Annotated in this window: 24 protein-coding genes; 13 read left to right on the forward strand and 11 right to left on the reverse strand. The window is 57.2% G+C overall.

All coding sequences use genetic code 11. From position 1 onward, the window contains the following. Positions 1-9: 9 nt before the first annotated feature. From holA to ABJM03_RS16990, 4 genes are all read right to left on the reverse strand, one after another. Positions 10-1,014 (reverse strand): DNA polymerase III subunit delta, encoded by a 1,005-nt coding sequence (gene holA / locus ABJM03_RS16975; protein ID WP_348419027.1) that lies wholly within the window; start codon positions 1,012-1,014, stop codon positions 10-12. Continuing rightward, the gene (lptE, locus tag ABJM03_RS16980) at positions 1,011-1,496 is read right to left on the reverse strand and encodes an LPS assembly lipoprotein LptE (protein ID WP_348419028.1); all 486 of its coding nucleotides are present in this window, start codon (positions 1,494-1,496) and stop codon (positions 1,011-1,013) included. Before lptE ends, holA begins: the two co-directional genes overlap by 4 nt. Continuing rightward, the gene (gene leuS, locus ABJM03_RS16985) at positions 1,483-4,041 is read right to left on the reverse strand and encodes a leucine--tRNA ligase (protein WP_348419029.1); all 2,559 of its coding nucleotides are present in this window, start codon (positions 4,039-4,041) and stop codon (positions 1,483-1,485) included. The genes lptE and leuS overlap by 14 nt, the downstream gene beginning before the upstream one ends. A gap of 82 nt (positions 4,042-4,123) precedes the next feature. Further along, entirely contained in the window at positions 4,124-4,603 is a 480-nt protein-coding gene (locus ABJM03_RS16990; protein ID WP_348419030.1) for a DUF3576 domain-containing protein, read from the reverse strand. Between the two features lie 292 nt (positions 4,604-4,895). On the opposite strand from ABJM03_RS16990, the gene ABJM03_RS16995 reads away from it, so the two are divergent. From ABJM03_RS16995 to ABJM03_RS17005, 3 genes are all read left to right on the forward strand, one after another. Beyond that, positions 4,896-5,855: a porin gene (locus tag ABJM03_RS16995; protein WP_348419031.1), complete on the forward strand. Its 960-nt coding sequence runs from the start codon at positions 4,896-4,898 to the stop codon at positions 5,853-5,855. Between the two features lie 97 nt (positions 5,856-5,952). Beyond that, entirely contained in the window at positions 5,953-6,912 is a 960-nt protein-coding gene (locus tag ABJM03_RS17000) for a porin (protein ID WP_348419032.1), read from the forward strand. A gap of 101 nt (positions 6,913-7,013) precedes the next feature. Next, positions 7,014-7,667, forward strand: coding sequence for a YggS family pyridoxal phosphate-dependent enzyme (locus tag ABJM03_RS17005; RefSeq protein WP_348419033.1), 654 nt, complete (start codon positions 7,014-7,016; stop codon positions 7,665-7,667). On the opposite strand, the gene ABJM03_RS17010 is transcribed toward ABJM03_RS17005, so the two are convergent. Together ABJM03_RS17010 and ribA are read right to left on the reverse strand one after the other, a co-directional pair. Next, positions 7,664-8,158: a L,D-transpeptidase family protein gene (locus tag ABJM03_RS17010; RefSeq protein WP_348419034.1), complete on the reverse strand. Its 495-nt coding sequence runs from the start codon at positions 8,156-8,158 to the stop codon at positions 7,664-7,666. The genes ABJM03_RS17005 and ABJM03_RS17010 overlap by 4 nt on opposite strands. Continuing rightward, the gene (gene ribA, locus ABJM03_RS17015; RefSeq protein WP_348419035.1) at positions 8,155-9,234 is read right to left on the reverse strand and encodes a GTP cyclohydrolase II; all 1,080 of its coding nucleotides are present in this window, start codon (positions 9,232-9,234) and stop codon (positions 8,155-8,157) included. Before ribA ends, ABJM03_RS17010 begins: the two co-directional genes overlap by 4 nt. Before the next feature lie 167 nt (positions 9,235-9,401). On the opposite strand from ribA, the gene ABJM03_RS17020 reads away from it, so the two are divergent. The 5 genes from ABJM03_RS17020 to ABJM03_RS17040 all read left to right on the forward strand — a co-directional run bounded on the left by ABJM03_RS17020 (position 9,402) and on the right by ABJM03_RS17040 (position 12,951). After that, positions 9,402-10,088 (forward strand): response regulator transcription factor, encoded by a 687-nt coding sequence (locus ABJM03_RS17020; protein ID WP_348419036.1) that lies wholly within the window; start codon positions 9,402-9,404, stop codon positions 10,086-10,088. 224 nt (positions 10,089-10,312) lie between these two features. Further along, positions 10,313-11,101, forward strand: a complete 789-nt coding sequence (locus ABJM03_RS17025) for an exodeoxyribonuclease III (protein ID WP_348419037.1) — start codon at positions 10,313-10,315, stop codon at positions 11,099-11,101. 79 nt (positions 11,102-11,180) lie between these two features. Further along, positions 11,181-12,098: a co-chaperone YbbN gene (locus ABJM03_RS17030; RefSeq protein ID WP_348419038.1), complete on the forward strand. Its 918-nt coding sequence runs from the start codon at positions 11,181-11,183 to the stop codon at positions 12,096-12,098. Positions 12,099-12,124: 26 nt separating this feature from the next. Then, a complete protein-coding gene (locus ABJM03_RS17035; protein ID WP_348419039.1) occupies positions 12,125-12,769 on the forward strand; it encodes an LON peptidase substrate-binding domain-containing protein in 645 nt (214 codons plus the stop codon). Next, entirely contained in the window at positions 12,766-12,951 is a 186-nt protein-coding gene (locus tag ABJM03_RS17040; protein ID WP_348419040.1) for a Trm112 family protein, read from the forward strand. The genes ABJM03_RS17035 and ABJM03_RS17040 overlap by 4 nt, the downstream gene beginning before the upstream one ends. A gap of 6 nt (positions 12,952-12,957) precedes the next feature. Here ABJM03_RS17040 and ABJM03_RS17045 read toward each other — a convergent pair whose 3' ends face one another. Continuing rightward, positions 12,958-14,184 (reverse strand): FAD-dependent monooxygenase, encoded by a 1,227-nt coding sequence (locus tag ABJM03_RS17045; RefSeq protein ID WP_348419042.1) that lies wholly within the window; start codon positions 14,182-14,184, stop codon positions 12,958-12,960. 85 nt (positions 14,185-14,269) lie between these two features. Between ABJM03_RS17045 and ABJM03_RS17050 the strand changes: the two genes are divergently transcribed. The 3 genes from ABJM03_RS17050 to ABJM03_RS17060 all read left to right on the forward strand — a co-directional run bounded on the left by ABJM03_RS17050 (position 14,270) and on the right by ABJM03_RS17060 (position 19,970). Then, positions 14,270-15,598, forward strand: coding sequence for an amidase family protein (locus tag ABJM03_RS17050; RefSeq protein ID WP_348419043.1), 1,329 nt, complete (start codon positions 14,270-14,272; stop codon positions 15,596-15,598). 117 nt (positions 15,599-15,715) lie between these two features. Further along, entirely contained in the window at positions 15,716-16,903 is a 1,188-nt protein-coding gene (locus ABJM03_RS17055) for an aminotransferase class I/II-fold pyridoxal phosphate-dependent enzyme (protein ID WP_348419044.1), read from the forward strand. A 13-nt stretch (positions 16,904-16,916) separates the two neighbouring features. Beyond that, a complete protein-coding gene (locus ABJM03_RS17060; protein ID WP_348419045.1) occupies positions 16,917-19,970 on the forward strand; it encodes a DNA translocase FtsK 4TM domain-containing protein in 3,054 nt (1,017 codons plus the stop codon). A gap of 60 nt (positions 19,971-20,030) precedes the next feature. On the opposite strand, the gene dps is transcribed toward ABJM03_RS17060, so the two are convergent. Beyond that, complete coding sequence (dps, locus tag ABJM03_RS17065; RefSeq protein WP_348419046.1) at positions 20,031-20,510, reverse strand: DNA starvation/stationary phase protection protein Dps; 480 nt, start codon at positions 20,508-20,510, stop codon at positions 20,031-20,033. Between the two features lie 166 nt (positions 20,511-20,676). Between dps and ABJM03_RS17070 the strand changes: the two genes are divergently transcribed. Beyond that, positions 20,677-21,261 (forward strand): outer membrane lipoprotein carrier protein LolA, encoded by a 585-nt coding sequence (locus tag ABJM03_RS17070; RefSeq protein WP_348419047.1) that lies wholly within the window; start codon positions 20,677-20,679, stop codon positions 21,259-21,261. Positions 21,262-21,335: 74 nt separating this feature from the next. On the opposite strand, the gene ABJM03_RS17075 is transcribed toward ABJM03_RS17070, so the two are convergent. Together ABJM03_RS17075 and ABJM03_RS17080 are read right to left on the reverse strand one after the other, a co-directional pair. After that, positions 21,336-21,920 (reverse strand): lytic transglycosylase, encoded by a 585-nt coding sequence (locus tag ABJM03_RS17075; RefSeq protein ID WP_348419048.1) that lies wholly within the window; start codon positions 21,918-21,920, stop codon positions 21,336-21,338. Between the two features lie 76 nt (positions 21,921-21,996). Next, positions 21,997-22,878, reverse strand: coding sequence for an AEC family transporter (locus ABJM03_RS17080; RefSeq protein WP_348419050.1), 882 nt, complete (start codon positions 22,876-22,878; stop codon positions 21,997-21,999). Between the two features lie 84 nt (positions 22,879-22,962). Between ABJM03_RS17080 and hspQ the strand changes: the two genes are divergently transcribed. Continuing rightward, entirely contained in the window at positions 22,963-23,289 is a 327-nt protein-coding gene (gene hspQ / locus ABJM03_RS17085) for a heat shock protein HspQ (protein ID WP_348419051.1), read from the forward strand. 54 nt (positions 23,290-23,343) lie between these two features. Here the strand turns inward: hspQ and ABJM03_RS17090 are convergent, their stop codons facing one another. Further along, the gene (locus ABJM03_RS17090) at positions 23,344-24,921 is read right to left on the reverse strand and encodes a gamma-glutamyltransferase family protein (protein ID WP_348419052.1); all 1,578 of its coding nucleotides are present in this window, start codon (positions 24,919-24,921) and stop codon (positions 23,344-23,346) included. Positions 24,922-25,170: the final 249 nt, after the last annotated feature.

Raw genomic sequence — 25,170 nt, forward strand, 5'->3', positions numbered from 1 at the left:
AAGTCTCCCTTATGAGCGGCTGGCACCATACATCGCGAGCCGGATGAATGTGCGTTCTATAATGGCCAAGGCGGGTGCCGTTTGCCCGGCCGAGCGCAGCAATAAATCGGTGTCTGTTAGAATGCCCAATGCGACTTCAAGCTTGTGAAGGCCCCAATCGCGGGATTGCCGCGATACGCGGTCACGGTCACGCACGCCGTAGATTGGCGCGCCGGGGTTACAGGCCACACGGTGTAGCGTACGAAAATGACGCATCGCCATGATGCTGAGCGTGACCGCATTCACGCCTTGGCTTTGGAGCCGCCGCATAAGCGGGCCGATTTCAGTCGATTTTTTCTCGGCCACGATGTTGAGGATATCATCAACGCCGGCCTCAACAGAGACAGGTGCACAGGCTGTGATATCCTCAAGGCTGACGTTGGTGTTGGGCTCGCTGAGCTTGTAAAGCGATAGCTTTTCCAACGTCTGGCGAAAATCACCGGGATCAAGATTGCGCGCAAGTTCCTCAAGCGCCCCCATCGAAGCCGCATCGGTTCGCAACTCTGCAGCCTGTAGCAATCGCTCGATCTCGGCGCGGTCGGGTGGGTCGTCGAAAATGCCCCATGCATAGGCATTGCTGTGGCCTTCAAAGGCTTTCAGTATTTTTGAGGTCTTTTTCAGATCACCGGCGCTCACCACGATCTGCGCATCGCCGGGCTGCCAATCTTTGATCGTGTCGATGATAATCTGGGCCACCAGCTCATTCGCGCCTTCAACAAAAGCGGCGCGCGGACCAGGGAAGAATCCGATGGCTTTGATGCCATCCATCAGCAGGGCGGGTTCGCGGCGCAAATCGCCGGCAGGAATACGCGTCAGGCGCATTTCCTCTTCGGCGGCGGGTCCAAGCAACGCCTTGAGGTACTCCTGTCGCTTAAGCGCGACACGCATCGAATCGCTGCCATAGAGCAGCAGGCCAAGCTTGTCCTTGGGTGGCTTCGAGACCAAAGCGGTCCCGTCGCGCCGACTTAGCTTCATGCGGGCAAATCCGTGGCATAGAGTTTTGTCACAATCTGATCGCCAAGGATCACCATCAGCCGTTCAACAGCATCGCGTTCAGATGCCAAAGTGGAAACTGTGGTGCCGGTGGTCGAAAAACCGGTAAAGTTTTCGACCTGACCAGAGGTCACCACCGCGCCGGTTGTGTTATCCCTCAGAGAATATTCGACGATTCCGATGATGTCGAAACGCTCGGTGTCGCCGTTATCATCAATGGCCAGCTCATCGTCATCCAGCGAAATCACCAGATCCAGCCCATAGCGGGCATCGCTGCCGCTGCGCCCCAGCTGCGTCTCGAGATGGCGTGTGATCAAATAGCCAGCTTGGGTTTTCGGCTCTTGCACGAAGACCTGCCCGCGCAGCTTGGTCCCCGTACCGTCTACGCCGTAGACGGGGGTAAAGCCGCAGGCCGCGAGGGCCAGCGGTAGGGCCAACAGGCTGCGGCGGCTATACAACGACATTCACAATCCGCCCCGGGACAACGATCACCTTCTTGGGTGTTCCACCGTCAAGGATACGGATCACGGCCTCATGGGCAAGGGCAAGCTTTTCGACCTCGTCCTTGGGCATATCTGCGGGCACCTCGATTTCGCCGCGCCGTTTGCCGTTGACCTGAATAGGTAGGGTCACTGTGTCGTCTTTTAGCATCGCCTCATCTGCGACAGGCCAATCCGCTGTTGCAATCAGGCCTTCGCCACCCTGCATGGACCAGATGTCTTCGGCCAAATGCGGGGTCATCGGTGACATCAGCTGTGCCAATGTCATCACGGCTTCACGTTGGGCCGCCTTGCCTGCTTTGGATTTTTGCAAGGTCGCGGTGAAACCGTAAAGCTTGGCGATGGCCGCGTTAAAGCCAAAGCTCTCGATCGCCATGGTTACATCATGAACGGCTTTGTGCATCTGGCGCAGCAGATCGTCGTCGCCGGTGCCTGCGGAATCATCCATTTCGGCAATCCGCGAAGAAATATTCCAAACGCGGCTGAGATGCTTATAGGCGGCTTCCGCACCCGAGGCGGTCCACTCTACGTCACGCTCGGGGGGCGAATCGCTCAGCACAAACCAGCGCGCGGTATCTGCCCCGAACGCCGAGATAATGTGCAGCGGATCGACCACGTTGTTTTTGGATTTGGACATTTTGGCAGAGGGGATGATTTCAACCTCTGCGCCACCGTCTTTCAGGAAGGCCTGATCGCCTTTCAGATCGACCTCTTCAGGATAGTGGAAGATGGGGCGGTCGTCAGCACCGACAGATTTATAAATCGCGTGGGTGACCATGCCCTGCGTGAACAGCGCGTTGAACGGCTCAACCGCTTTTTCGGGCAAGTGACCTGTGATCTGCATCGCACGGGCAAAGAAGCGGGCATAGAGCAGGTGAAGGATCGCGTGCTCGACCCCGCCGATGTATTGGTCGACGTTCATCCAGTATTCGGCGTCTTCCATAACCGTTGGCGTATCCGCATGGGGCGCGGTGAAGCGGGCGTAATACCATGAGGAATCGACGAATGTATCCATCGTATCGGTCTCGCGCAGCGCGTCCTTGCCGCAGGAAGGACAGGGCGTTGTGCGCCATTCCATATGACGGTCCAGCGGGTTGCCGGGAATGTCGAATGTCACATCTTCAGGCAATTTAACCGGCAGGTTTTCTTTCTTTTCGGGGACCACACCACAGTCGTCGCAATGCACAACAGGGATCGGACAGCCCCAATAGCGTTGGCGGGAGAGGCCCCAGTCCCGCAGGCGGAACTTGGTCACGCCTTGGCCAACCCCTTGGGATTCGCAGAAGGCGATGGCGGCGTCGATGGCTTCAAGCCCTGTTTGCCACTGCTCACCGGCAAAACCACGGTTGTAAAATACCTTTTCGGTCTTTTGCGGCACATAGGCTTCGGTCAGCTCATCTGCGGCATCCTCGGAGGGCAGATAGGTCGAAATGATGGGCAGCCCGTATTTGGTCGCGAATTCGAAATCACGTGGATCATGGGCAGGGCAGCCAAAGATCGCGCCTGTGCCGTAGTCCATCAAAATGAAGTTGGCGATATAAACGGGCAGCTCGGCGCTGGTATCAAAGGGGTGGCGCACGCGGATGCCAGTATCAAAGCCCAGCTTCTCGGCTGTCTCGATGGCTTCTTCGGTGGTGCCCCCTTTGCGGCATTCGGCCACAAAGGCTGCAACGTCTTCGTTATCGCGCTCAAGCAGTTTTGCGATGGGGTGATCCGGTGAAATGCCAACAAAGGAGGCCCCCAGCAGCGTATCGGGACGGGTCGTGTAGACCTCGATCTGGTCATGCCCGTCTGGCGCATTCACCGTCGAGAAGGAGAATTGCAGCCCGCGTGATTTGCCGATCCAGTTCTCCTGCATCAGCCGCACTTTGGCGGGCCAGTTTTCCAGCGTGTCGAGCGCGCCCAGCAATTCATCGGAGTAATCGGAGATTTTAAAGAACCACTGCGTCAGCTCGCGCCGCTCAACCAATGCGCCCGAGCGCCAGCCGCGCCCCTGTTCGACCTGTTCATTCGCCAGAACGGTCATATCCACCGGATCCCAGTTCACGACAGCATTCTTGCGGTAGATCAGGCCCGCATCAATCATGTCGATAAACATGGCCTGTTGGTGTTGGTAATAGTCGGGGTGGCAGGTCGCGATTTCACGGGACCAATCCAGCGAAAAGCCCAAGGGCTTCATCTGGCCCTTCATGTCCTCGATGTTCTGATAGGTCCATTCGCCGGGGTGAATGCCTTTTTGCATCGCTGCGTTTTCCGCCGCTAGTCCGAACGAATCCCACCCCATCGGGTGCAATACGTTGAACCCTTTGGCCAGTTTGTAGCGCGCAATCACATCGCCCAATGTGTAGTTGCGCACGTGGCCCATGTGGATTCGCCCTGACGGATAGGGGAACATCTCGAGTACGTAATACTTGGGCTTGTCGGCAGAGCGGACAGCCTTGAAAATTGCGTTCGTTTCCCAGGCAGCTTGCCAGCGGGCTTCGATCTCGGCGGGGGAATAGCGGGTCATGTGCGGGCCTTTTTACACAGCAACGCCGGACGTGTGGTATTCACAAGGCCCGGCGTCGGAGAAATCATCTTGAAATGGGCGGTCAGAGTTTGTTGTCAGCAATCCGTAGCTCACGTGCACGCGAGAGGATCGCATCCTCAACGGCGCGAGAGGTTGCCTGACTCACCGGACCGCTGCGCGATTGCAGTGCCACGTTGAGTGAGCGGGCATCAAGAGCGGGATCGTCAATCAATACCGTTGCACGGTAGGCCCGGCCGCCACCTGGCGGGGTGCCGAATCCTGTCGAAATCACGCCGGTGAACGGGTCAACTGCTTGAATGGGAAGGAAATTCAGCACTTCAAGCGAGGCGCTCCAGAGGTATCTGTTGACCGAAACAGCTGTTTCATCATTTGTCTGTTTGAAAAGATCAAAGATCGAGCTGTCCTCAGCGGGGTCGTTAGGCGTGACTTTGTCTTCGATCTGGTTGGTTGGTTGCCCAAGCCCCAGTCCACCACCGCAGGCGGCCAAAATGCCAGCTGCAAGTGCCATTGCTGCGATGTTCCGCGCTTTGATACGCCCCATATCCGCCACCTTATATACAGTTTTAACATGCAATACCCAAGCACAGCCCGCTGAGCAAGGATTAGTATTCCCGAGGGAGATATCCGCCAATGTCCGTTTGTGTATACTATATAGACTCTGCCCAAGCTGGGCCGCATAGCGCTGGTGTGGCAAAGCTGCACCACGGACCCACACATTATTCGCTGCCCATCCACTTCGCTTGCCAAAAAGCAGGGCGGGGGGCAAAAGAGGATCATACCTAGGTCGGAATTCCCCGGTCAGGTCCTATCATTTTCCAACCGAGGAAAAACTCATGAAAAAAGTTCTCTTTGCTTCGACAGCTCTTGTCGCAACAGCATTCGCAGCACCAAACTTTGCTTCCGCGCAAAGCGTTTCTGCTGGCAATGCAGACATCTCCTTCGGCGGTTACGCTCGTTGGGGTGTTGGCTACAACGAAGACCGTGATGAAGAAACAATCATCATCAGCCGCTTCCGTCTGAACATCAACGCTTCCGTTGAAACAGACAACGGCCTGCGCTTCGCCGCAACCGTTCGTGGCCAAGCTGACGAAAACTCCGACGGTACAGCCGGCACATTCGAATTTGGTGGCGCACGTTACCAAGTGTCCACCGGTGGCCTGCGCGTTCGCGTTGGTAACATCTCCGGCGTATACGACGACGCAACCGGTTTCGCACACTTCGACGGTGACCTCGGTCTCGAAGGTACCATCGGTATCTCCGACACATTCGGTTTCCCAGGCGCAGCATTCGGCAACGGTGCAGGCGACAACGGTATCCTGGTTAACTACGCAATCGGCGACTTCACAGTTGCAGGTTCCTACGTTGACGAAAGCGGCATCGATGGCGGCTTGGGCACAGATGACGAATGGCAGGTCGGTGCGACTTACACATTCGGCGACTACACAGTTGGCGCACTTTACGGTGACGACCAAGACGACGAATTCTGGCTCGTAACTGTTGGTGGTTCCGTTGGCGCATTCGGTTTCGCTGCTCTTATCGGTGAAAACGACGCGAATGTTGACGACAACGACAACGGCGAAGGCGACATCGCTTACGGTCTGACCGTAAACTATGAGTTCGGCGCAGCAACAACCGTTCTGGCATCCTTCGCCGGCGGCGGCGACGCAGACTCCGAAGCATTCGGTGTTGGCTTCGTACACAGCCTGGGTGCAGGTACAACTCTGCGCGGCATGGTTGGCCAAGACACAGACGATTCGGTTAAAGCCGACTTGGGTGTTCGCTTCGACTTCTAAGTTGAACAACACTTAGATGATTTGGGGCGGACTTTGGTCTGCCCCTTTTCCTTTTTGTATAATTTTCCAGTATCATTTTCCAACCGAGGGAAAACCCATGAAAAAAGTTCTCTTTGCTTCGACAGCTCTCGTAGCAACAGCATTCGCAGCACCAAACTTTGCTTCCGCGCAAAGCGTTTCTGCTGGTAACGCAGACATCTCATTCGGCGGCTACGCGCGTTGGGGTGTTGGTTACAACGAGGACCGTGATGAAGAAACAATCATCATTAGCCGCTTCCGCCTGAACATCGACGCATCCGTTGAAACAGACAACGGCCTGCGCTTTGCTGCAACCGTTCGTGGTCAAGCCGACGAAAACTCCGACGGCACAGCCGGCGCACTGGAATTCGGTGCTGCACGTTACCAAGTATCCGTCGGTGGCCTGCGCGTTCGCGTTGGTAACATCTCTGGCGTATACGACGACGCAACCGGTTTCGCACACTTCGACGGCGACTTGGGCCTTGAAGACACAATCGGTATCTCCAACACATTCGGTTTCCCTGGCGCTGCATACGACAACGATGCCGGCGACAACGGTGTTCTGATCAACTACGCGTTCGGCGACTTCACAGTTGCAGGTTCCTACGTTGATGAAAGCGGCATTGAAGGCGGCTTGGGCACAGACGACGAATGGCAGGTCGGTGCGACTTACACATTCGGCGACTACACTGTTGGCGCACTTTACGGTGACGACCAAGGTGACGAATTCTGGCTCGTAACTGTTGGTGGCTCCGTTGGCGCATTCGGTTTCGCTGCTCTTATCGGTGAAAACGACGCGAATGTTGACGACAACGACAACGGCGAAGGCGACATCGCTTACGGTCTGACCGTAAACTATGAGTTCGGCGCAGCAACAACCGTTCTGGCGTCCTTCGCCGGCGGCGGCGACGCACAATCCGAAGCATTCGGCGTTGGCTTCGTACACAGCCTGGCTGCGGGTACAACCCTGCGCGGCATGGTCGGCCAAGACGCCGACGACGTGGTTAAAGCCGACTTGGGTGTTCGTTTCGACTTCTAAGTTGAACAACATTACCTAAATGATTTGGGGCAGACTTCGGTCTGCCCCTTTTCTTTTGCGCGACACTGTTATTTCTAGGCTCAGACAAAAGGAGCCTGCCTATGACACTGCGCGAGATCACCACAAAAATTGCAAAAGCCGAAGAACGCGCGGGGCGCGAAGCGGGCTCCGTGACGCTGATTGCGGTCAGTAAGGTGCAACCGGACGCGCGGGTTGTCGATGTTCTCGAGGAAGGGCACCGTGTCTTTGGCGAGAACAAAGTGCAGGAAGCGGCGGGGAAGTGGCCTGATTTTCGCACGCGGTTCGATGGCGTTCAGCTGCACCTGATCGGCCCTTTGCAAACGAACAAAGCCCGTCAGGCAATGGAGCTTGCCGATGCGATTCACACCCTCGACCGTCCGAAGTTGGCCAAAACGCTTGCGCGGCTCGCACAAGAGCTGGGCCGTTGTCCGGATCTCTTTATTCAGGTGAATACCGGCGAAGAAGAGCAAAAGGCGGGTGTTTTTCCGCGTGATGCGGATGGTTTTATTGCCGAATGTCAGGCGCTGGACCTGCCGGTGCGCGGATTGATGTGCATTCCGCCAGTGGATGAAGAAGCTGCGTTGCATTTCGCATTGCTGTCCAAAATCGCCGCCCGAAATGGGTTGAGCGGTCTATCCATGGGGATGAGCAGCGATTTTGAAAAAGCCATCGCCTTGGGCGCGACCCATGTCCGTGTAGGCTCTGCTATTTTCGGGGAACGCGTGGCGGGTTAGCCAACGATGAGCCGCGTGCCATAGGTAATGCGCGGCGCAATCGCGTGTAGGTGCGCGCGCGAAAAGGCAATGCAGCCCTCGGTCGGGTATCCCGGCCTGCGCCATTGGTGCAGAAAAATCGCCGAGCCTCGACCACTGACCGCATAGGGCCAATTCCAATCGGTCAGAATGACCAGATCATACAGCGGGTCAGCGCGGCGCAGCCGCTCATGGCTGGGCGCATAGGGCGCGCGGACCATCATATTGTAGTCGCGGTCTGCCGGATCGTCCGACCACAGATCAAGCGGGCCAATCGGCATGGCCCATGAGGTCGGCTTTGCAATCCGGTCAGGCCGGTAGAGGATCCCGACAATGCGGTGCACCCCGCGCGGCGTTGCACCATCGCCTTCGCGTTTGTTGGTCTGTATGCCGCCTTTTCCAATGGCGCAGGGCCAAAGCTGCCCCTGAAACCGAAGCCCTTGTGGCGTCAGCACCATGTCATCCGGCGTCATAACAAATGCCCTGATTTTGCGGCCTTGGTTGCCAGATAGGCGGTGTTATGGCGGTTCTCGCCCACTGCCAGTGGCACACGCTCGGCGACGCTCACGTCACACAGGTTCATCATGTCGACCTTTCGGGGGTTATTGGTCAGCAGGCGGACCTGCGAAAATCCCATCGTCTTGAGAATATCGGCCCCTAGTCTAAAGTCCCGTTCGTCGTCTTCGAACCCGAGGCGGTGATTGGCCTCGACTGTGTCAAAACCCTGATCCTGCAATGAGTATGCACGCATCTTATTGGCAAGCCCGATCCCGCGGCCTTCCTGATTGAGGTATAAAAGAACGCCGTGCCCTTCGGCACCCATCTGCGCCAGTGCGGCGTGCAGCTGCGGGCCGCAGTCGCATTTCAAGCTGCCCATGACATCACCGGTAAAGCAGGCCGAGTGCAGGCGGCATAATACAGGCGCACTGCGATCCGGACGGCCGATTTCAATCGCGTAATGTTCTTCACCGCCATCTTCGGGGCGAAAGATATGCAGCCGTCCGGCTTCGGATACTTCAATAGGCAGCCGGGCGTGGATGACAGAATGCAGCGGGCTGTTTTCCTCCAGATAGCGCGCGGCGGCGGCGGCATCTATGTAGGTCAGGCCATGTGTCTGCGCAAAAGCATGCGCAGCCTCTAGAGGGGCCGTAACAATCGCAGGCAATAGCCGCGCCGATTTTACCAGCGCAATCGCTGTGGCATGCGCTGTCGCTGACCCGCCCCGCGCCGCGACAAGCGGACCCTTCATCGGTACAGCCAGATCATCCGCAGGGTTGGCCACACCGTGCACCCATTTCACCGTGACATCGGCAGGTAGCACAATGCGGGACAGCTCTCCGTCATAGGCATGCGCCTTGAGCGTCTGTGCCCGCCGTGCGGTGATGGCCAGCACAGTCTCCCCGTCCAGCGCCATGACATCCGCAAGCCGTCTTTCGGTCAGTGTTTCTGCCGACAGAACCAGTAACTCACCCAGTATAACAGGTACGCCCATGCGCAAATCGGCCCGTGCGCGGGCGAGCGTTTCGGAAAGGTCGGGGGAGAACGACATAATGTTTGTTACAACTTATCATGATAACTTAGATGTTATTTAGGCCATGGTCGCCGAAATTGAAACATTTGAACGTATTCATGACACGCGGCCGTGAGAAGTCGGCTGTGCCCCTTGCTCCGCAGGGTCATATCCATATCTTTAATGCAACAAATCGGAGGATACGAATGGGACAGCTCAAGAAAATTCTACTTGTCGATGATGATGATGACCTGCGCGAGGCGCTGAGTGAGCAACTCATCATGACCGAAGACTTTGATGTTTTCGAGGCCGCGGATGGTGCAAACGCCATGATTCGCGCCAAGGAGATGATCTATGACCTTTTGATCCTTGATGTCGGCCTGCCAGATACCGATGGTCGCGAGCTGTGCCGCCTGCTGCGCAAGCAGGGGATCAAAAGCCCGATTATGATGCTGACCGCGCAAGATGGCGATGCCGATACCATTCTGGGTCTGGATGCTGGGGCGAATGATTACGTCTCCAAACCGTTCAAATTTCCGGTGCTTCTGGCGCGTATCCGCAGCCAGCTGCGTACCCACGAACAATCCGAAGACGCGATTTTCCAATTGGGGCCGTATACCTTCAAGCCTTCGATGAAGATGCTCATCACCGAAGACGATAAAAAGGTCCGTTTGACGGAAAAAGAGACCAACATTCTCAAGTTCCTGCATCGCAGTTCTGAAGGTGTTGTGCCGCGCGATGTGCTGTTGCACGAAGTGTGGGGATATAACGCAGGCGTTACCACGCACACGCTGGAAACCCACATTTATCGCTTGCGTCAAAAGATCGAACCTGATCCCTCTAACGCACGCCTGTTGGTGACTGAATCCGGTGGGTATCGTTTAATGATCTAGGTGTTGGAACTTTTTTTAATGCTTAGGTGTTACTAGTCAGAAGGAAGGGTGTTTTTCATGAGTTCCCCTCCGGTTGAACCCGAATTCGAGTGACGGGTTAAATATCACTCTACCTCCCTGTTGGACTTGCCGGGCCTTAGTGCCCGGCATTTTTTTGCCCGCATTTCGGTGGTTGCCGCCTGCATAGCAGGTTAAAGTGGCGCGAAATCTTCAGGAGCTCGGATATGCCTTTCACCCTCGCCACATGGAACATCAACTCGGTCCGCCTGCGCGAGCCGATCGTGTGCAAGCTATTGGCCGAAGAAGGCCCGGATGTGTTGTGCCTGCAAGAATGCAAAAGCCCTGTCGATAAAATCCCGATGGAGGCCTTCACGGAGCTGGGTTACCGTTACATGGTCGCAGAGGGCCAAAAGGGCTATAATGGCGTCGCGATCCTGTCCAAGCTGCCGTTAGAGCCTGCAGGCGCCCATGATTTTGCCCAGCTTGGCCATGCGCGTCATGTGGCGGCAAAGCTGCCTAATGGGGTGACCGTTCATAACTTTTATGTTCCTGCCGGTGGCGATGTGGCCGACCGCGAGGTGAATGAAAAATTCGGTCAAAAGCTCGATTACCTATCGCAGATGCGTGATTTTTTCCATGCCGAGGCACCGCAAAAATCCATCATGGTAGGGGATCTGAACATCGCTCCGCGCGAGGATGATGTTTGGGATCACAAAAAGCTGCTCAAAGTAGTGAGCCACACCCCGATCGAAGTCGAGGCATTGGCGCAAACCCAGGACGCAGGCAAATGGGTGGACATCACCCGTCAGGATATCCCCGAGGGGCTTCTTTATAGCTGGTGGAGCTATCGCGCCAAAGATTGGGATGCAGCCGACAAAGGACGTCGGTTGGACCACGTGTGGGCGACCCCAGACATTTCCACTGCGGCCCACAGCAGCCGCGTTCTGCGCGATGCGCGCGGTTGGGAAAAGCCATCGGATCATGCGCCGGTTTTTGCAACTTTTGATGTTTGAGCTTAAGGCTCTTTGAAACAGGCGCGTTGCACCTCATATAAAGAGCAACCGCGCTAACCCGTATATTAGGACTGACTACATGATGGACCTCAACCTCTCCGCTGCCGCTCCTGCAGATGATCTGATCAAGGACACGACCGAAGCCAGCTTTATGGCCGATGTTGTAGAGGCATCACAAACCACGCCGATTATCGTGGATTTTTGGGCCCCGTGGTGCGGTCCTTGCAAAACCCTTGGGCCACAGCTGGAGGCCGCTGTCACTGCCGCCAAGGGTGCAGTCAAGATGGTTAAGATCAATGTGGACGAAGCACAGATGATCGCAGGGCAGTTGCAAATCCAGTCGATCCCGACGGTTTATGCTTTTTGGAAGGGGCAGCCTGTCGACGGTTTTCAAGGCGCGTTGCCACAATCCGAGATCGGGGAATTCATCAACCGCGTGATCAAGGCTGCTGGCGGCGAAGCGCCTGCGGATACATTGAATGATGCTGTAGATGCTGCAGAAGAAATGCTGGCCGAAGGGCAGGCGGATGATGCGGCACAAACCTTTGCCGCGATCCTTGGTGAGGACCCGATGCACGCAGGGGCTTATGGCGGCATGGTACGGGCGCATATTGCGCTGGGTGATCTGGATCAGGCCGAAGGTCTGCTCAATGGTGCGCCTATCGAGATTTCCAAATCTCCTGAACTGGAAGCGGCCCATGCACAGCTGGAGCTTGCGCGCCAAGCAGCAGATGCCGGTCCCGTCGCTGATCTGACCCTTGCTGTGGATGCAAATCCGGATGATCATCAGGCCCGTTTTGATCTTGCCCAAGCGCTTTATGCCAATGGCGATGCCGCGGCGGCCGTGGACCAGTTGTTAGAGCTGTTCAAACGGGACCGCGAATGGAACGATGGCGCTGCCAAAACCCAGCTTTTCACGATCTTTGACGCGCTAAAGCCCAACGATCCCGTGGTCTTGGGTGGTCGCCGTAAATTAAGTTCAATGATATTTGCCTGATGGCATCCAAGCGCTACTTGGAGCGTATGATAAAACAAGCAAACCTGCCCGACACGATACCGATTTTTCCGCTGGGCGGGGCACTGCTGTTGCCGCGTTCCCGATTGCCGCTGCATATTTTCGAGCCGCGTTATTTGCAGATGATCGAGGACGCGTTGAAAACCAGCACCCGTTTGATCGGTATGGTGCAGCCCAATGTCGTTCCGGGGCGGGATGGTACGGGCCTGCAAACCATTGGTTGCGCCGGCCGGATTACACAATTCTCTGAAACAGAGGACGGGCGGTATATGATCACGCTGGCCGGTATTTCGCGCTACCGGGTGATGCGCGAGATAGAAGGCTTTACCCCTTATCGCCGCTGCGAAGTGTCGTGGGACGGTTTCCATCAGGATCTGGAAGCCGAGGAAACCGATGCGGGCTTCAAGCGGAAGCCGTTTCTGGATGCCCTAAGCCGCTATTTTGAGGTGCAGGGCCTGTCTGCTGATTGGGAAACACTCAAAGACGCGGATGACGAGCTGTTGATAAATTCGCTATCTATGATGCTTGATTTCGATTCCGAGGATAAGCAAGCTCTGCTCGAAGCGCCGAGCCTGAGCACGCGGCGCGAAACTTTGGTGACCTTGATCGAATACGCCCTGCGCGGCGGTAGTGAGGGAGACGCAATGCAATGACCGATACAACCGTCGTATTTGACCGCCGGATGCTGGAGGCATTGATCTGCCCGCGCAGCCAGCAAACGCTGCGCTATGATGCTGAAAAGCAGGAGCTCGTTTCGCCTACGGCCAATCTGGCCTATCCTATTCGCAACGGCATTCCTGTGATGCTGATAGACGAAGCGCGTATTCTGGATTGAGGCGCGCTAAAGCGGCAGGCCACGCATAAGGCGTGGCAAATCGCCGTTCAGCCCTGCGGCCTCGCGGATGAACCCGCGTCGCAAGGCGGGCAGGGCAGATATAACGCCCATACCGATATCCCGTGCCATTCGTATTAGCGCGTTGTCGTTCGAAAACAGGCGGTTAAAGCTATCGGTGGCCAGTGCTAGACTGGTATTGTCGAACCGCCGCCATTCTTGATAGCGCGCAAGAGCCACCCCCGCACCGAAATCCTCGCCGCGTCGTTGCGCATCAACGATCACCTCACTTAGTGCGGCGATATCGCGGAAACCGGCGTTCAGCCCTTGTCCCGCTATGGGGTGCACGCCATGTGCGCTATCACCGACAAGCGCCACACGCGGAGCGATCATCTCATGGGCGAGTGATAGGCTGAGCGGGTAGGTATAGCGTGCACCGGCCAGCGTGATTTCACCCAGAAAATCACCAAAACGCGGCCGGAGAACATCAAGATATTCGGCGTCGGGCAACGCATGGATACGCGCAGCATTTTCAGTGCTTTCGGACCAGACGATAGAGCTGCGATTGCCGGTCAGTGGCAAGATCGCCAGTGGGCCGGGCGGCATAAAGAACTGATGGGCAATCCCGTTATGTGGCTGCTCATGGGCCACGGCGCATACAAGCGCGGTCTGGCCGTAAGCCCAGCCAGTGCGCTTGATCCCTGCACGTTGTGCCGTGCCGGAGCTGCGTCCATCCGCGCCCACACACAGCCGTGCGCGTATGTCTTTGCCGCCAGCCAACGTGAGTGTGATGCCCGCACCATCAGCCTGTTGGGCAATAACCTCGTGGCCGTCCAAAACGGTAATGGTCCCGGCCTTGTCTACCGCGTCCATCAAGGCGCGGCGCAGGTGTCGGTCCTGCACCATATGGCCCATCGGGCCTTCCTCGATTTCGGCATGATCGAAATGCATGAAAAACGGCGAGGGGCCTTCGCCTGCGCGCCCATCGGTGACTTTGATCTCAAGCATGGGTTGCGCGTGGTCTGCGACCTGTTCCCAGATGCCGATCGCCTCGAGCATCCGCACAGAGGTGAGCGCGAGCGCATAGGACCGCCCGTCAAAAGCATCATCCATACGGGGCGCTGCGGGTAGCGCGTCGATGACAGTCACGCGCAGACCATTGGCGGCCAATGCAAGTGCGAGGGCAGGGCCGTTCAGCCCGCCGCCAATAATGGCGATATCGGTATCAAAACTCATAACTCTCAATATGGCGGGTAGCGAGGGATTGTCCATGCGCCGAAGCGCCGCTACCCTCCCAAAAACATATGCAGGAGAATGCACAATGCAAGATTGGCTCATGATGACAGCGGCGGATTTGGGGCGTGGCATTGATGCCGGCGAAATTGATCCGGTGGCCCTGTGTGAGACCTATCTTGCTGCGATTGACGCCCATCCGCTGCGTGACCGTATTTATGCCCGCGTGACTACCGACCGGGCCCGCGCCGAAGCACAAGCCGCAGCTAAGCGTGCTCAGGCAGGTCAGCGTCTTTCTGCGCTGGATGGCGTGCCGATCAGTTGGAAGGATCTCTTTGATACGGCCGGAATTGCCACCGAGGCAGGCAGCAAGCTGCTTGAAGGCCGTGTGCCGGATCGCGACGCGGTGGTGTTGCAAAACGCAACGGCGGCAGGGCTGGTCTGCCTTGGCAAAGTGCATATGAGCGAGCTGGCCTTTTCCGGCCTTGGTTATAATCCCTCTACCGCTACGCCGCCTTGTGTGAATGATGCAGAGGCTGTGCCGGGCGGGTCATCTTCCGGCTCTGCGGCTTCGGTGGCGTTTGGTCTGGCTGCGGCCAGTATCGGCTCGGATACGGGCGGGTCGGTACGTATTCCGGCGGCGTGGAATGATCTGGTAGGGCTAAAGACAACCCATGGCCGCCTCACTCTTGAAGGGGTGGTGCCGCTTGCCCTGAAATTCGACACCATCGGCCCGCTGTGCCGTTCGGTCGAAGACGCGGGCCTGCTGACTGCAGCGTTGGAGGGTAGCAAGGTGCCTGACCTGCGCGGAGCTTTGTTGAAGGGCCGGAAATTCGCGATCATGCAAACCGTAATGATGGAAGGCACACGCGAAGTACCCAAAGCGGCCTTTAACCGTGCCGTGGCCAAGTTGGAGGCGGCAGGCGCAATCATCGATGTTATCGAGGTACAGGCCGTGCAGGATGCGCTTGATGTTTCCGGCCCGCTCGTCACTTCCGAGGCATATGGCCTTTGGCGTGACGTCATCGAGGCAGCACCGGAAAAGATGTATAATGAAATTCTGGGCCGTTTCCGCCTTGGGCGCGGTTTTTCTGGGCCCGATTATGTCGCAGCATGGGCCAAGCTTGACGCGGCGCGTGCAGCCTATGATGCAGCGACGGCGGGCTATGACGCGGTACTGGCTCCGTCCTCGGCTATCCTGCCACCCAATCTGGATCGGCTGAACAGCGATACCGAATATTACGTTTCCGAAAACCTGTTGGCTTTGCAAAACACCCGTATTGGCAACCTGCTGGGGCTATGCGGGCTGACATTGCCGACAGACACGCCAAGCTGCGGTTTGATGATGACGGCAGCACCCGGTTTCGACACCGCTTTGTTGCGTTTGGGCATCGCTGCAGAGGCTGCATTGGCTTAGAGGGCGAAAATGCCACAAGCCGAACAGATAGGCCGGAATTTTCCTAGACGCCGGATGGCGATATAAGCTACCTTGGAACAAACGGGGCGATAACGATCCCGATCCGAGGCAGTTACAATGAATTTTCCTGAGCGGTTTTCGAACCTTCCGGCTCACGTGTGGCCACGTTTGCGTACACTTCTTGATGTGTATGAGGGCGGTGGTCCCCTGATCCAAATGACAATCGGCGAGCCGAAACATGTGTTTCCGGCTTGGATCACTGACGTGATCACCGACAATGCAGTCGGATTTAACAGCTATCCCCCTAATGAAGGCTCTCCTGCGTTGCGCGCAGCAATTGCCGCGTGGATTACGCGGCGCTACGGCGTGCCGATGGATGCGGATGCCAATGTGATGGCGCTCAATGGGACCCGTGAGGGGCTGTATAATGCCGTTATCGCCCTGTGCCCCGAGACAAAGAATGGCCAAAAGCCGGCGATCCTGATGCCGAACCCCTTTTATCAGGTCTATATGATCGGCGCGATTTCGGGTGCATGCGACCCTGTCATGGTGAACGCGACCGAAGCGACAGGACATTTGCCTGATTTCCATGCGGTGGACGCCGCGACGCTGGACCGTACCGTTGCCGTCTATATTTGTTCGCCTGCGAACCCGCAGGGTGCCGTGGCCACCGCGCAATATTGGGAAGACCTGATCCGTCTTGCCGAGAAACATGATTTCCGCATCTTCGCGGATGAATGCTATTCCGAGATCTACCGCAGCACGCCGCCTGTGGGCGCGTTGCAGGTTGCGCACCAAATGGGTGCAGAGCTCAACCGTGTGGTGATTTTCCACAGCCTTAGCAAACGTTCAAACCTGCCGGGCTTGCGCTCGGGGTTTGTGGCGTCAGGCCCTGAGGCAATCCGCGAGATCAAGCAGTTGCGCAACTATGCCGGCTCGCCCTTGCCGTTGCCGCTACAGGCCGCCGCCACTGCTGTGTGGGAAGACGAAGACCACGTGATCGAGAACCGTGCGCTTTATGCCGAGAAATTTGAAATCGCTGATCGTATCTTTGGCAATGTGCCGGGCTACATGAGCCCCGAGGCCGGGTTCTTTTTGTGGCTACCTGTCGAGGACGACGAGGCCGCCGCCGTGAAGCTGTGGCGTGAGACGGGCGTAAAGGTTCTGCCCGGCGGCTACCTTGCCCAAGATGTTCCCGGAGCAGAAAATCCGGGCAAAAAATATATAAGAGCGGCCCTTGTGGCCTCCAAAGAAGAGACAGAGCGGGGGCTTCAGGCCATCCACGACTGTCTCTATGCGGTATAAAGAGGGACGAGTTATGGCATATCAGACACGCGGGCGCGAGCCGCTGCTAGACAGCACCACCTCAGAAGCACTGGAGAAACGCGGCAAGGAATTGCTGGGTCTTGTGCTGATTGGTTTGGGCGTGATGGCAGCCATGATGATCGCAAGCTATACCCCTGATGATCCGAACTGGATGTTGGCCACAGATGCGCCTGCGCAAAACTGGCTAGGCCGCATTGGTGCATCGCTTGCTGCGCCATTGTTCATGATTGTGGGCTGGGGCGCATGGGGGCTGGCGGTTGTGCTGCTGGTCTGGGGTCTGCGTTTTGCGTTGCATAGTGGCCAAGAGCGCGCAATGGGGCGTGTGATTTTCGCGCCGATCGCGATGGCGTTGGGGGCGATTTATGCGGCTACGCTCACTCCCGGTACCGAATGGCTGCAAACCCATAACTTTGGTTTGGGTGGCCTGTTCGGTGATACGATCATGGGTGTGATCCTGACGGTTCTGCCGATCGGATCAACTTTTACGGTAAAGCTGATGTCGTTGTTGATGGGCGTCGGCATTTTGGTTCTGGGCGCATTTGTTCTGGGGTTTACCCGGGACGAGCTGTCGCGCTTTGGGCGTTTCTTGCTGGTTGGCACGATTATGGCCTACGCGTTGCTGATGACACTTCTGGGCCGTGGTGCTTCAGGTGCTTTGGGTGCCGCGCAAGGACTGCAAGCCAAGCAGCTACAGCGCCGTGAAGCGCGCCGTGCAGAAACCGAATTTGCCCAGCAGCAGGCCGCGGCAGAGTTGCAAGTAGCACCCGAGGCTGCGCGCACGCCACGGATTTTCGGTGCCCGCCCGGCACCACTTCAAGAGCCCGCGCCAGAGGTCTTTGAGGACTACGCCGAGCCCGAGGTCGAAGCCGAGAGTAAAAGCAGCCTGCTGGCGCGTATGCCGGGCCTGATCAAACGGCCGGACGTGATGCCAGAGGCCGAGCTTGTGGAAAATGCCTATGCTCCCGAGCCAGAGCAGGCACCTGATGCTGACCGTATCAAAACAAAAATTTCGGATGTGATCAAAAACCGCGTGCGCACAACAAATGCCGCCCATACACCAACGACGGCGCCGTTGACCCGTGGCCGTGGGCGCGGACCTGATCCGCTTGTTCTGAACACGACCCGCGCCGAGCCTCCTTTGACGGCTGCTGCAGCGGCTCCACGACCGGTTGAGCCACCGCTCACGGCGCGTGCGATCCCGACGGCCCCACCTGCGCCCGTTTATGACGAGCCCGCGCCGACAGAGACCTACGCGCCTGAAGCCTACAGCACCTATGAGGCGGACGAAGTGAACATCTTTGCCGAGCCTGCTGAGGTGGTCGAAGAGGCCCATGTAGCTGCTGTCGAAGCACCTATGGCTGCACCAGTTGCCCCCTCCCCTGCTGTGGCGGCCCCTGTTGCTGCGCCGCAAATCCCGGTAGCAGAGCCAAAACGCGTGGTGATGCCGATGATGCGCAAGCCGGTCCCGCAAAGTAAGCAAGCTCAGGCCGAAGCACAGCCCGCCTTGTCTTTTGACGACTCGCACCCGGGGTTCGAATTGCCGCCGCTTAGCCTGTTGGAATCCGCAGATGATGTGCCGCGTCTGCACCTGAGCGACGAAGCGCTCGAAGAAAACGCGCGCATGTTGGAAACCGTACTGGATGATTACGGCGTCAAAGGTGAGATCGTCGCCGTACGTCCCGGTCCCGTTGTCACCATGTATGAGCTGGAACCTGCGCCCGGTCTCAAGGCCTCCCGCGTGATCGGTTTGGCGGATGATATTGCCCGCTCTATGGCTGCGCTTTCCGCGCGCGTGTCCACCGTGCCGGGCCGTAGTGTGATCGGGATCGAACTGCCGAATGAGAACCGCGAAAAAGTTGTTCTGCGTGAAATCCTCAGCAGCCGCGACTTTGGCGATGGTAACCAGAACCTGCCGCTGGCGCTGGGCAAGGACATTGGTGGCGAACCTGTGGTGGCCAACCTTGCCAAGATGCCCCACCTGCTGATCGCCGGTACAACCGGTTCGGGTAAATCTGTTGCGATCAACACCATGATCCTGAGCTTGCTTTACAAGCTTACGCCGGAAGAATGCCGGATGATCATGATCGACCCCAAGATGCTTGAACTTAGCGTCTATGACGGCATCCCGCATCTGCTGTCGCCTGTTGTGACGGACCCCAAGAAGGCGCTTGTTGCGCTGAAATGGACCGTGGGCGAGATGGAAGACCGCTATCGCAAGATGTCCAAAATGGGCGTGCGCAACATCGAAGGCTATAACGGCCGCGTAAAAGAGGCGCTGGCCAAAGGCGAGATGTTCTCACGTACTGTGCAGACAGGTTTCGACGACGATACCGGCGAGCCAATCTTTGAGACGGAAGAGAACACACCAGAAAAGCTGCCCTATATCGTTGTGATTGTGGACGAGATGGCTGACCTGATGATGGTTGCAGGCAAAGAGATCGAGGCCTGTATCCAGCGTCTGGCACAGATGGCACGTGCCTCCGGTATCCACCTGATTATGGCCACACAGCGCCCCTCCGTGGACGTCATCACCGGCACGATCAAGGCGAACTTCCCCACGCGGATTTCGTTCCAGGTGACCAGCAAAATCGACAGCCGCACCATTCTGGGTGAAATGGGTGCCGAGCAGCTGCTGGGTATGGGCGATATGCTGTATATGGCGGGCGGGTCAAAGATCGTGCGCGCGCACGGGCCGTTTGTCAGTGATGAAGAAGTCGAGGAAATCGTCAATCACCTCAAACAATTCGGCGAACCTGACTATGTATCGGGCGTGGTTGAGGGGCCGCCGGAAGGCAAGGAAAGCGACATTGACGCGGTTCTTGGTCTGAACACTGGCGGCAATACCGACGGCGAAGACGCGCTTTATGATACTGCTGTGCAAGTGGTCATCAAGGACCGCAAATGTTCAACGTCGTACATCCAGCGTAAACTTGCGATCGGCTATAACAAAGCGGCGCGTTTGGTCGAGCAAATGGAAGACGAAGGTCTTGTCTCGGCTGCGAACCACGTGGGCAAACGCGAAATACTGGTGCCAGAGCAGGGCTAACCTCCCCCGCTGGCAACCTCGTGAAAATGGCTCCCCTGCTCAGAGGGGAGCCATTTTTTGTTACACTTTGGCGTTGGAGCCGATGAACCACGCATCCTTGTCCAGCGTACGGCTGACTTCGGTGAACAGGTCTTCGGTATCTGCATCGCCTGCATCGGATGCTTTTTCGATCGCTTCACGCACAAGCGCGCCGGTTTTCTTGAAACGGTCGGTCAAGGCCGAGATGTGGCCGTCGATGTCCACCAGCTCAAGCGGGTAGGGCTCAATCGTGGTTTTTGCACTGGCTTCTTCGGCGGTTCCTTTGGCATGGCCGCCCATAATCACAGCGCGTTCCGCCATCAGATCGGCGCTTTCGCGCATACGATCGGCGACATCATCCAACAGCTCGTGAACGCCGATAAAGCCGGGGCCTTTCAGGTTCCAATGGGCCTGTTTTACAGCAAGGGTCAACGCGACCATATCGGCGAGCCGCTCGTTGAGCAGGTCAATCATCTTGTGGCGTGTCTGGTCATCAAGGCCGGATACAAATGCTTCGGTCATAATAAAGCTCCTGTTGTTTTTTTCCAATTCATGACCAAAACGGCCCAGCGGCCTATTGGTTCCCGATTGGCTGTTCAGTGCTCTATTTGCGCGGTGATATCGTATATCAACGCAAGACGCCCTATGTTGGGACAGTGACGATCAATAAAGATACAGGAAACATCAAATGCGAATCTTGAAAGCCCTCACCGTGGTGACAGCAGTGGCCATCAGCGCAACGGCTGCCATGGCCGATAAATTGCCATTGGGTCAGATCAGCAGCTATCTCAATTCATTGACAACCGCCCAAGGGGATTTCACCCAGATCAACAGTGACGGGACGATCTCGACCGGCACGATCTACATCAAACGCCCCGGTCGCGTACGGTTCGAGTATAACGCACCCGACACCGGTCTGGTTATTGCCGGGGCGAACACCGTCGTCATTTACGATACCAAATCAAACCAGCCGCCGACGACCTACCCATTGTCGCAAACGCCATTGTCGATCATTCTGGCGCGGAATGTGAATCTCAATCAGGCGAAAATGGTGACAGGTCATTCCTATGACGGAACAGCCACCACAGTTACCGCGCAAGACCCTGAAAACCCGCAATATGGCAATATCCAGATGAAGTTTACCGGCCCTTCAGCCGAGCTGCGTCAATGGATCATCAACGATGGCAATGGCAGCCAGACAACCGTGGTTTTGGGGGAGTTGAAAAAGGGCGGTAACCTGTCCAACAACCTGTTTGATGTGAGTAAGCGCTAAGCCGCAGCTTTATAAAGAAAAGGTCAGGCGCTTGCAGGCCTGACCTTGGTCTTGTTTCGGGTGTTTGCTGAAAACTATCTCAGGCGACAGGCTGCGATTTGCCGTTGGTACATGAATGCACGTGCTTCGACCTTGCCTGCGACACCGACCAGCCACGGCTTTTTGTTGTAGCTGGCGTTGCGGTAACCGGTATGTCCTTCGTGGTAGGCAAGGTATTGGTTGCGCGCATCGGTCAGGGCAATTCCGTTCCGCTGGCGCGTGGTGTTCATATACCAGCCCATAAAGTCGGTCGCGTCCTTGATGCGGTCGCGTCGCGCACCGCGACGACGTTCGGCGACAAGGTATTCATCCCATGTCGCATCCAGCGCCTGACTATAGCCGAACGCGCTGGACTGGCGTCCCATCGGAATCACGCCAAGCACATAGCGGAAAGGCGTGCGCGCATCGCCGACGAATTTGCTTTCCTGATGGATCGTGGCCATCTGGACGTGAATCGGTACGTTCCACTTCCGCTCTGTGGCTTTGAACGCTCTGTGATAATCGGGGCGCTGTTTGAGAATCGTACATGCGTTATCCAGATCTCGTGGAGGGGTCGTCGCGGACCCACCACAGCTGGACAGCAGCAGTACAAGTATCAATGCGCGAAGGGGGTTTTTCATCTGCCTATCGCCTCAAGTCGTTTATTGTATTTTTCGGCTAATATAAGCCAATCCGTCAAAGATTTACAGTAAATTCCTATAACAAAATCGCTAAAAGAAGCGGTAATGCGCCGACCGATATCAGCGTGGACACCACCACAAGCCCGGCAACTGCCTGCGCGTCGGCACCATATTTTTCGGCCAGCAGGTATGAGGTGACGGCCACGGGGGTTGCGATCTGCAGCACCAGAACGCCAGTGCCAATTTTATCAAGCTCAAAGGCAAGCGCAGCCAGCCATGCGATTGCCACGCATAGCGCAAGCTTGGCCACGGACATCACCACCGCACGCCCGATTCCCTGCGGGGTAAGCCGCGCCACTGCGACGCCAAGCGTGATAAGCATGAGTGGAATCGCCATTTGTCCGATCAACTCAAGCGTGTTGGTCAAAAAACTTGGCGTTTGCCAATCTTGCCACAGAAATAGACCGCCCAATAGCGTGGCCCAAATCAACGGCTCGCGTAGTACGCGGCCGAAACTGCCTGTGTCCGCAACCAGCCAGATGCCAAAGGTAAAGCTCCAGATTGCCATAATCGCGAAGACGACCACAGCGTAGCTAAGGCCTTCGGGGCCGAAGGCAAACAGCGCCAGCGGCAGGCCCAGATTGCCTGTGTTGCCAAAGATCATCGGGGCTGTGTAGGTCCGGCTATTGAGCCCTAAAACCCTTACCAGCATGGCTGTGACGACCGTGATAACCCCGTAGGACACCACGCTGGCCAACGACAGTGCGGTCAGGGCTGCGGGGTCTATTTCGGTCTGCATCAGCGCGGTAAAGATCAGGCAGGGCACGGCCAATGTCATGGCCAGTTGTGTGACAAAGTTGATGCGGTACTCGAACCCCAGTTTTACCCAGGTAAATCCCACCGCTGCCAATAAAAATACCGGGGCGACAATTTCGAGCACTGTCAGAGTCAAGTTCACAGACTGTTTCCTTCAAGTAAGCGCGGGAGGTTGGACAAAATGCGCTTGTTTCGAGTAGTAACCAAAGGTAGGGAGCGCACTGCTATGATAAGAACGCGCGCAAAATATCACCTGGGCCAAGTGGTCCGACATAAGAAGCACCCGTTTCGCGGGGTGATTTTTGACGTCGATCCGGAATTCGCGAATACCGAAGAATGGTATGAATCGATTCCCGAGGAAAGCCGCCCGGTCAAGGATCAGCCGTATTATCACCTGCTGGCCGAAAACGACCAAAGCTATTACGTGGCCTATGTGTCGGAACAGAATCTGGTCGCTGATTACTCTGGTGAGCCGGTGGATCATCCCGATATTTCCGATCTGTTCGGGCCGTTCGAGAACGGCACCTACCCGCTGCATTTCCAGCTGAATTAACGAGTCACACAATGTGCACCGGCTGTACACCACACGTGCACAGCCGGAATGTCGTTATACGCCCAAGGCACAGCCGTCTTTGCGGTGATCGGATGCTCCCTCCAGCACACCGCTTTCGTGGATTTTGATAGCCTGAGCGCCGCCTATGGCGACTTCGGGGATGTCGACGCTGTGACCCATCTGCGCCAGTTCGGCACGCACGGCGTCGCTATAGCCACGCTCGACCATCAGCACGCCCTTGTCGGTAAAGGCGCGGGGCGCGTCGATGGCGGCCTGTGGGTCCAGCCCGAAATCGGTGAGGTTGGAGGCAAATCGCGCATGGCCGCAAGATTGATAGGCACCGCCCATCACGCCAAAGGGCATCACCACGCGCCCGCCTTCACGGATCATGCCGGGGATGATGGTGTGCATGGGGCGTTTGCCGCCCTTAAGCTCGTTCGGGTGGCCTTGCTCCAGCGTGAAGCCCGCGCCGCGGTTTTGCATCAGCAGGCCGAATTTGTCGGTGCCAATGCCCGAGCCAAAGCCGTGGAACACGGAATAGATCAACGAGACGGCCATGCCATCGCCGTCCACCACGGAGATATAGATCGTGTCCTTATGAACGGCCTCGGTCAGGGCTGCGGGGCTTTGCATTGCTTTGGCCGGATCAATCAGCGCGGCAAGTGCTTTGGCGGTGTCCATGTTCAGCATATAATCGGCGCGGGTGGCGTAATCGGCATCGGCAAGGAAGCGGTTGCGTGCATCATAGGCCAGTTTGGTCGCTTCGGCTTCGATGTGGATGCGCTGCGCGCCCCATGGATCCATGCTTGCGATGTCGAACTGGGACAGGATGTTGAGCATCAGCAGCGCGGTGGCACCTTGGCCATTCGGCGGATGCTCGACCACTTCGATGTCTTTGTAGGTGCCGCTGATAGGAGTGGTGGGGGTGCATGCAACCGCGGCGAAGTCTTCTGCGGTGTGGACCCCGCCCGCGGCAGTGAGGGCCGCGATCATATCGTCGGCGACTTCGCCGGTATAAAACGCGTCGCGCCCGTCACGGGCAATGCGGCGCAGGACTTCGGCCTGACCGGGGGCGCGGAAGATATCGCCCGCCTTGGGGGGCTTGCCGCCCATCAGGTAGTGATCACGGGCCACGCCCTGCAAGGTGCCCGCATCCAGCGCCCAGTCAAAGGCAACGCGCGGTGCCACTACTACGCCTTCTTCGGCGTAACGAATCGCGGGGGCAAGGATGGCATCAAGGCCCAGCTTGCCGACTGTGTTGGAGAGGTGGCAGAAGGCATCAACGGCCCCCGGTATCGTTACAGCGTGGGCTGATCCCAGCGGCACGGCGCTTTCGCCTTTGTCGCGCAGCATGGCCGCATCGAGAGCGGCAGGTGCGCGGCCAGAGCCGTTAAGGGCGTGGACCTCGTTGCTGCCGCCATCAGACCACAGCACAAAACAATCGCCGCCGATGCCGGTCATTTGCGGTTCGCATATCCCCAATAGAACGGCCCCTGCGATGGCCGCGTCCATGGCATTGCCGCCACGTTCCAGCACATCTATCGCGGCCTTCGCGCCAAGCGGGTGAGAGGTGGCGCACATTCCGCCCGTCGCCAGCACCGCAGAGCGGCCGGGAATATGAAAATCACGCATGGGGAAAGCCTCGCTTATGAACCTTGATGGGCAAAGCGTAATGCCTTCGGCGGGTAAGGCCAATGCGAATGATTAGGAATTTTCAGGGGGATAGTGCTCCGGTGCCGCGTACTGGGTGGGGGCAATTAAACGCGGCACCGGAGGAAGCTTTATGCAGCTACAAGGACAGGTATGCAGGGCAAGCGTGGCGGGATTATGATGCAGGCGAGGCATATTGAAGGAAATGGCGGGGCCTTCCTGAGCCAAGGC

It is taken from the genome of Sulfitobacter sp. (assembly GCF_039977885.1).
Classification (GTDB): domain Bacteria; phylum Pseudomonadota; class Alphaproteobacteria; order Rhodobacterales; family Rhodobacteraceae; genus Sulfitobacter.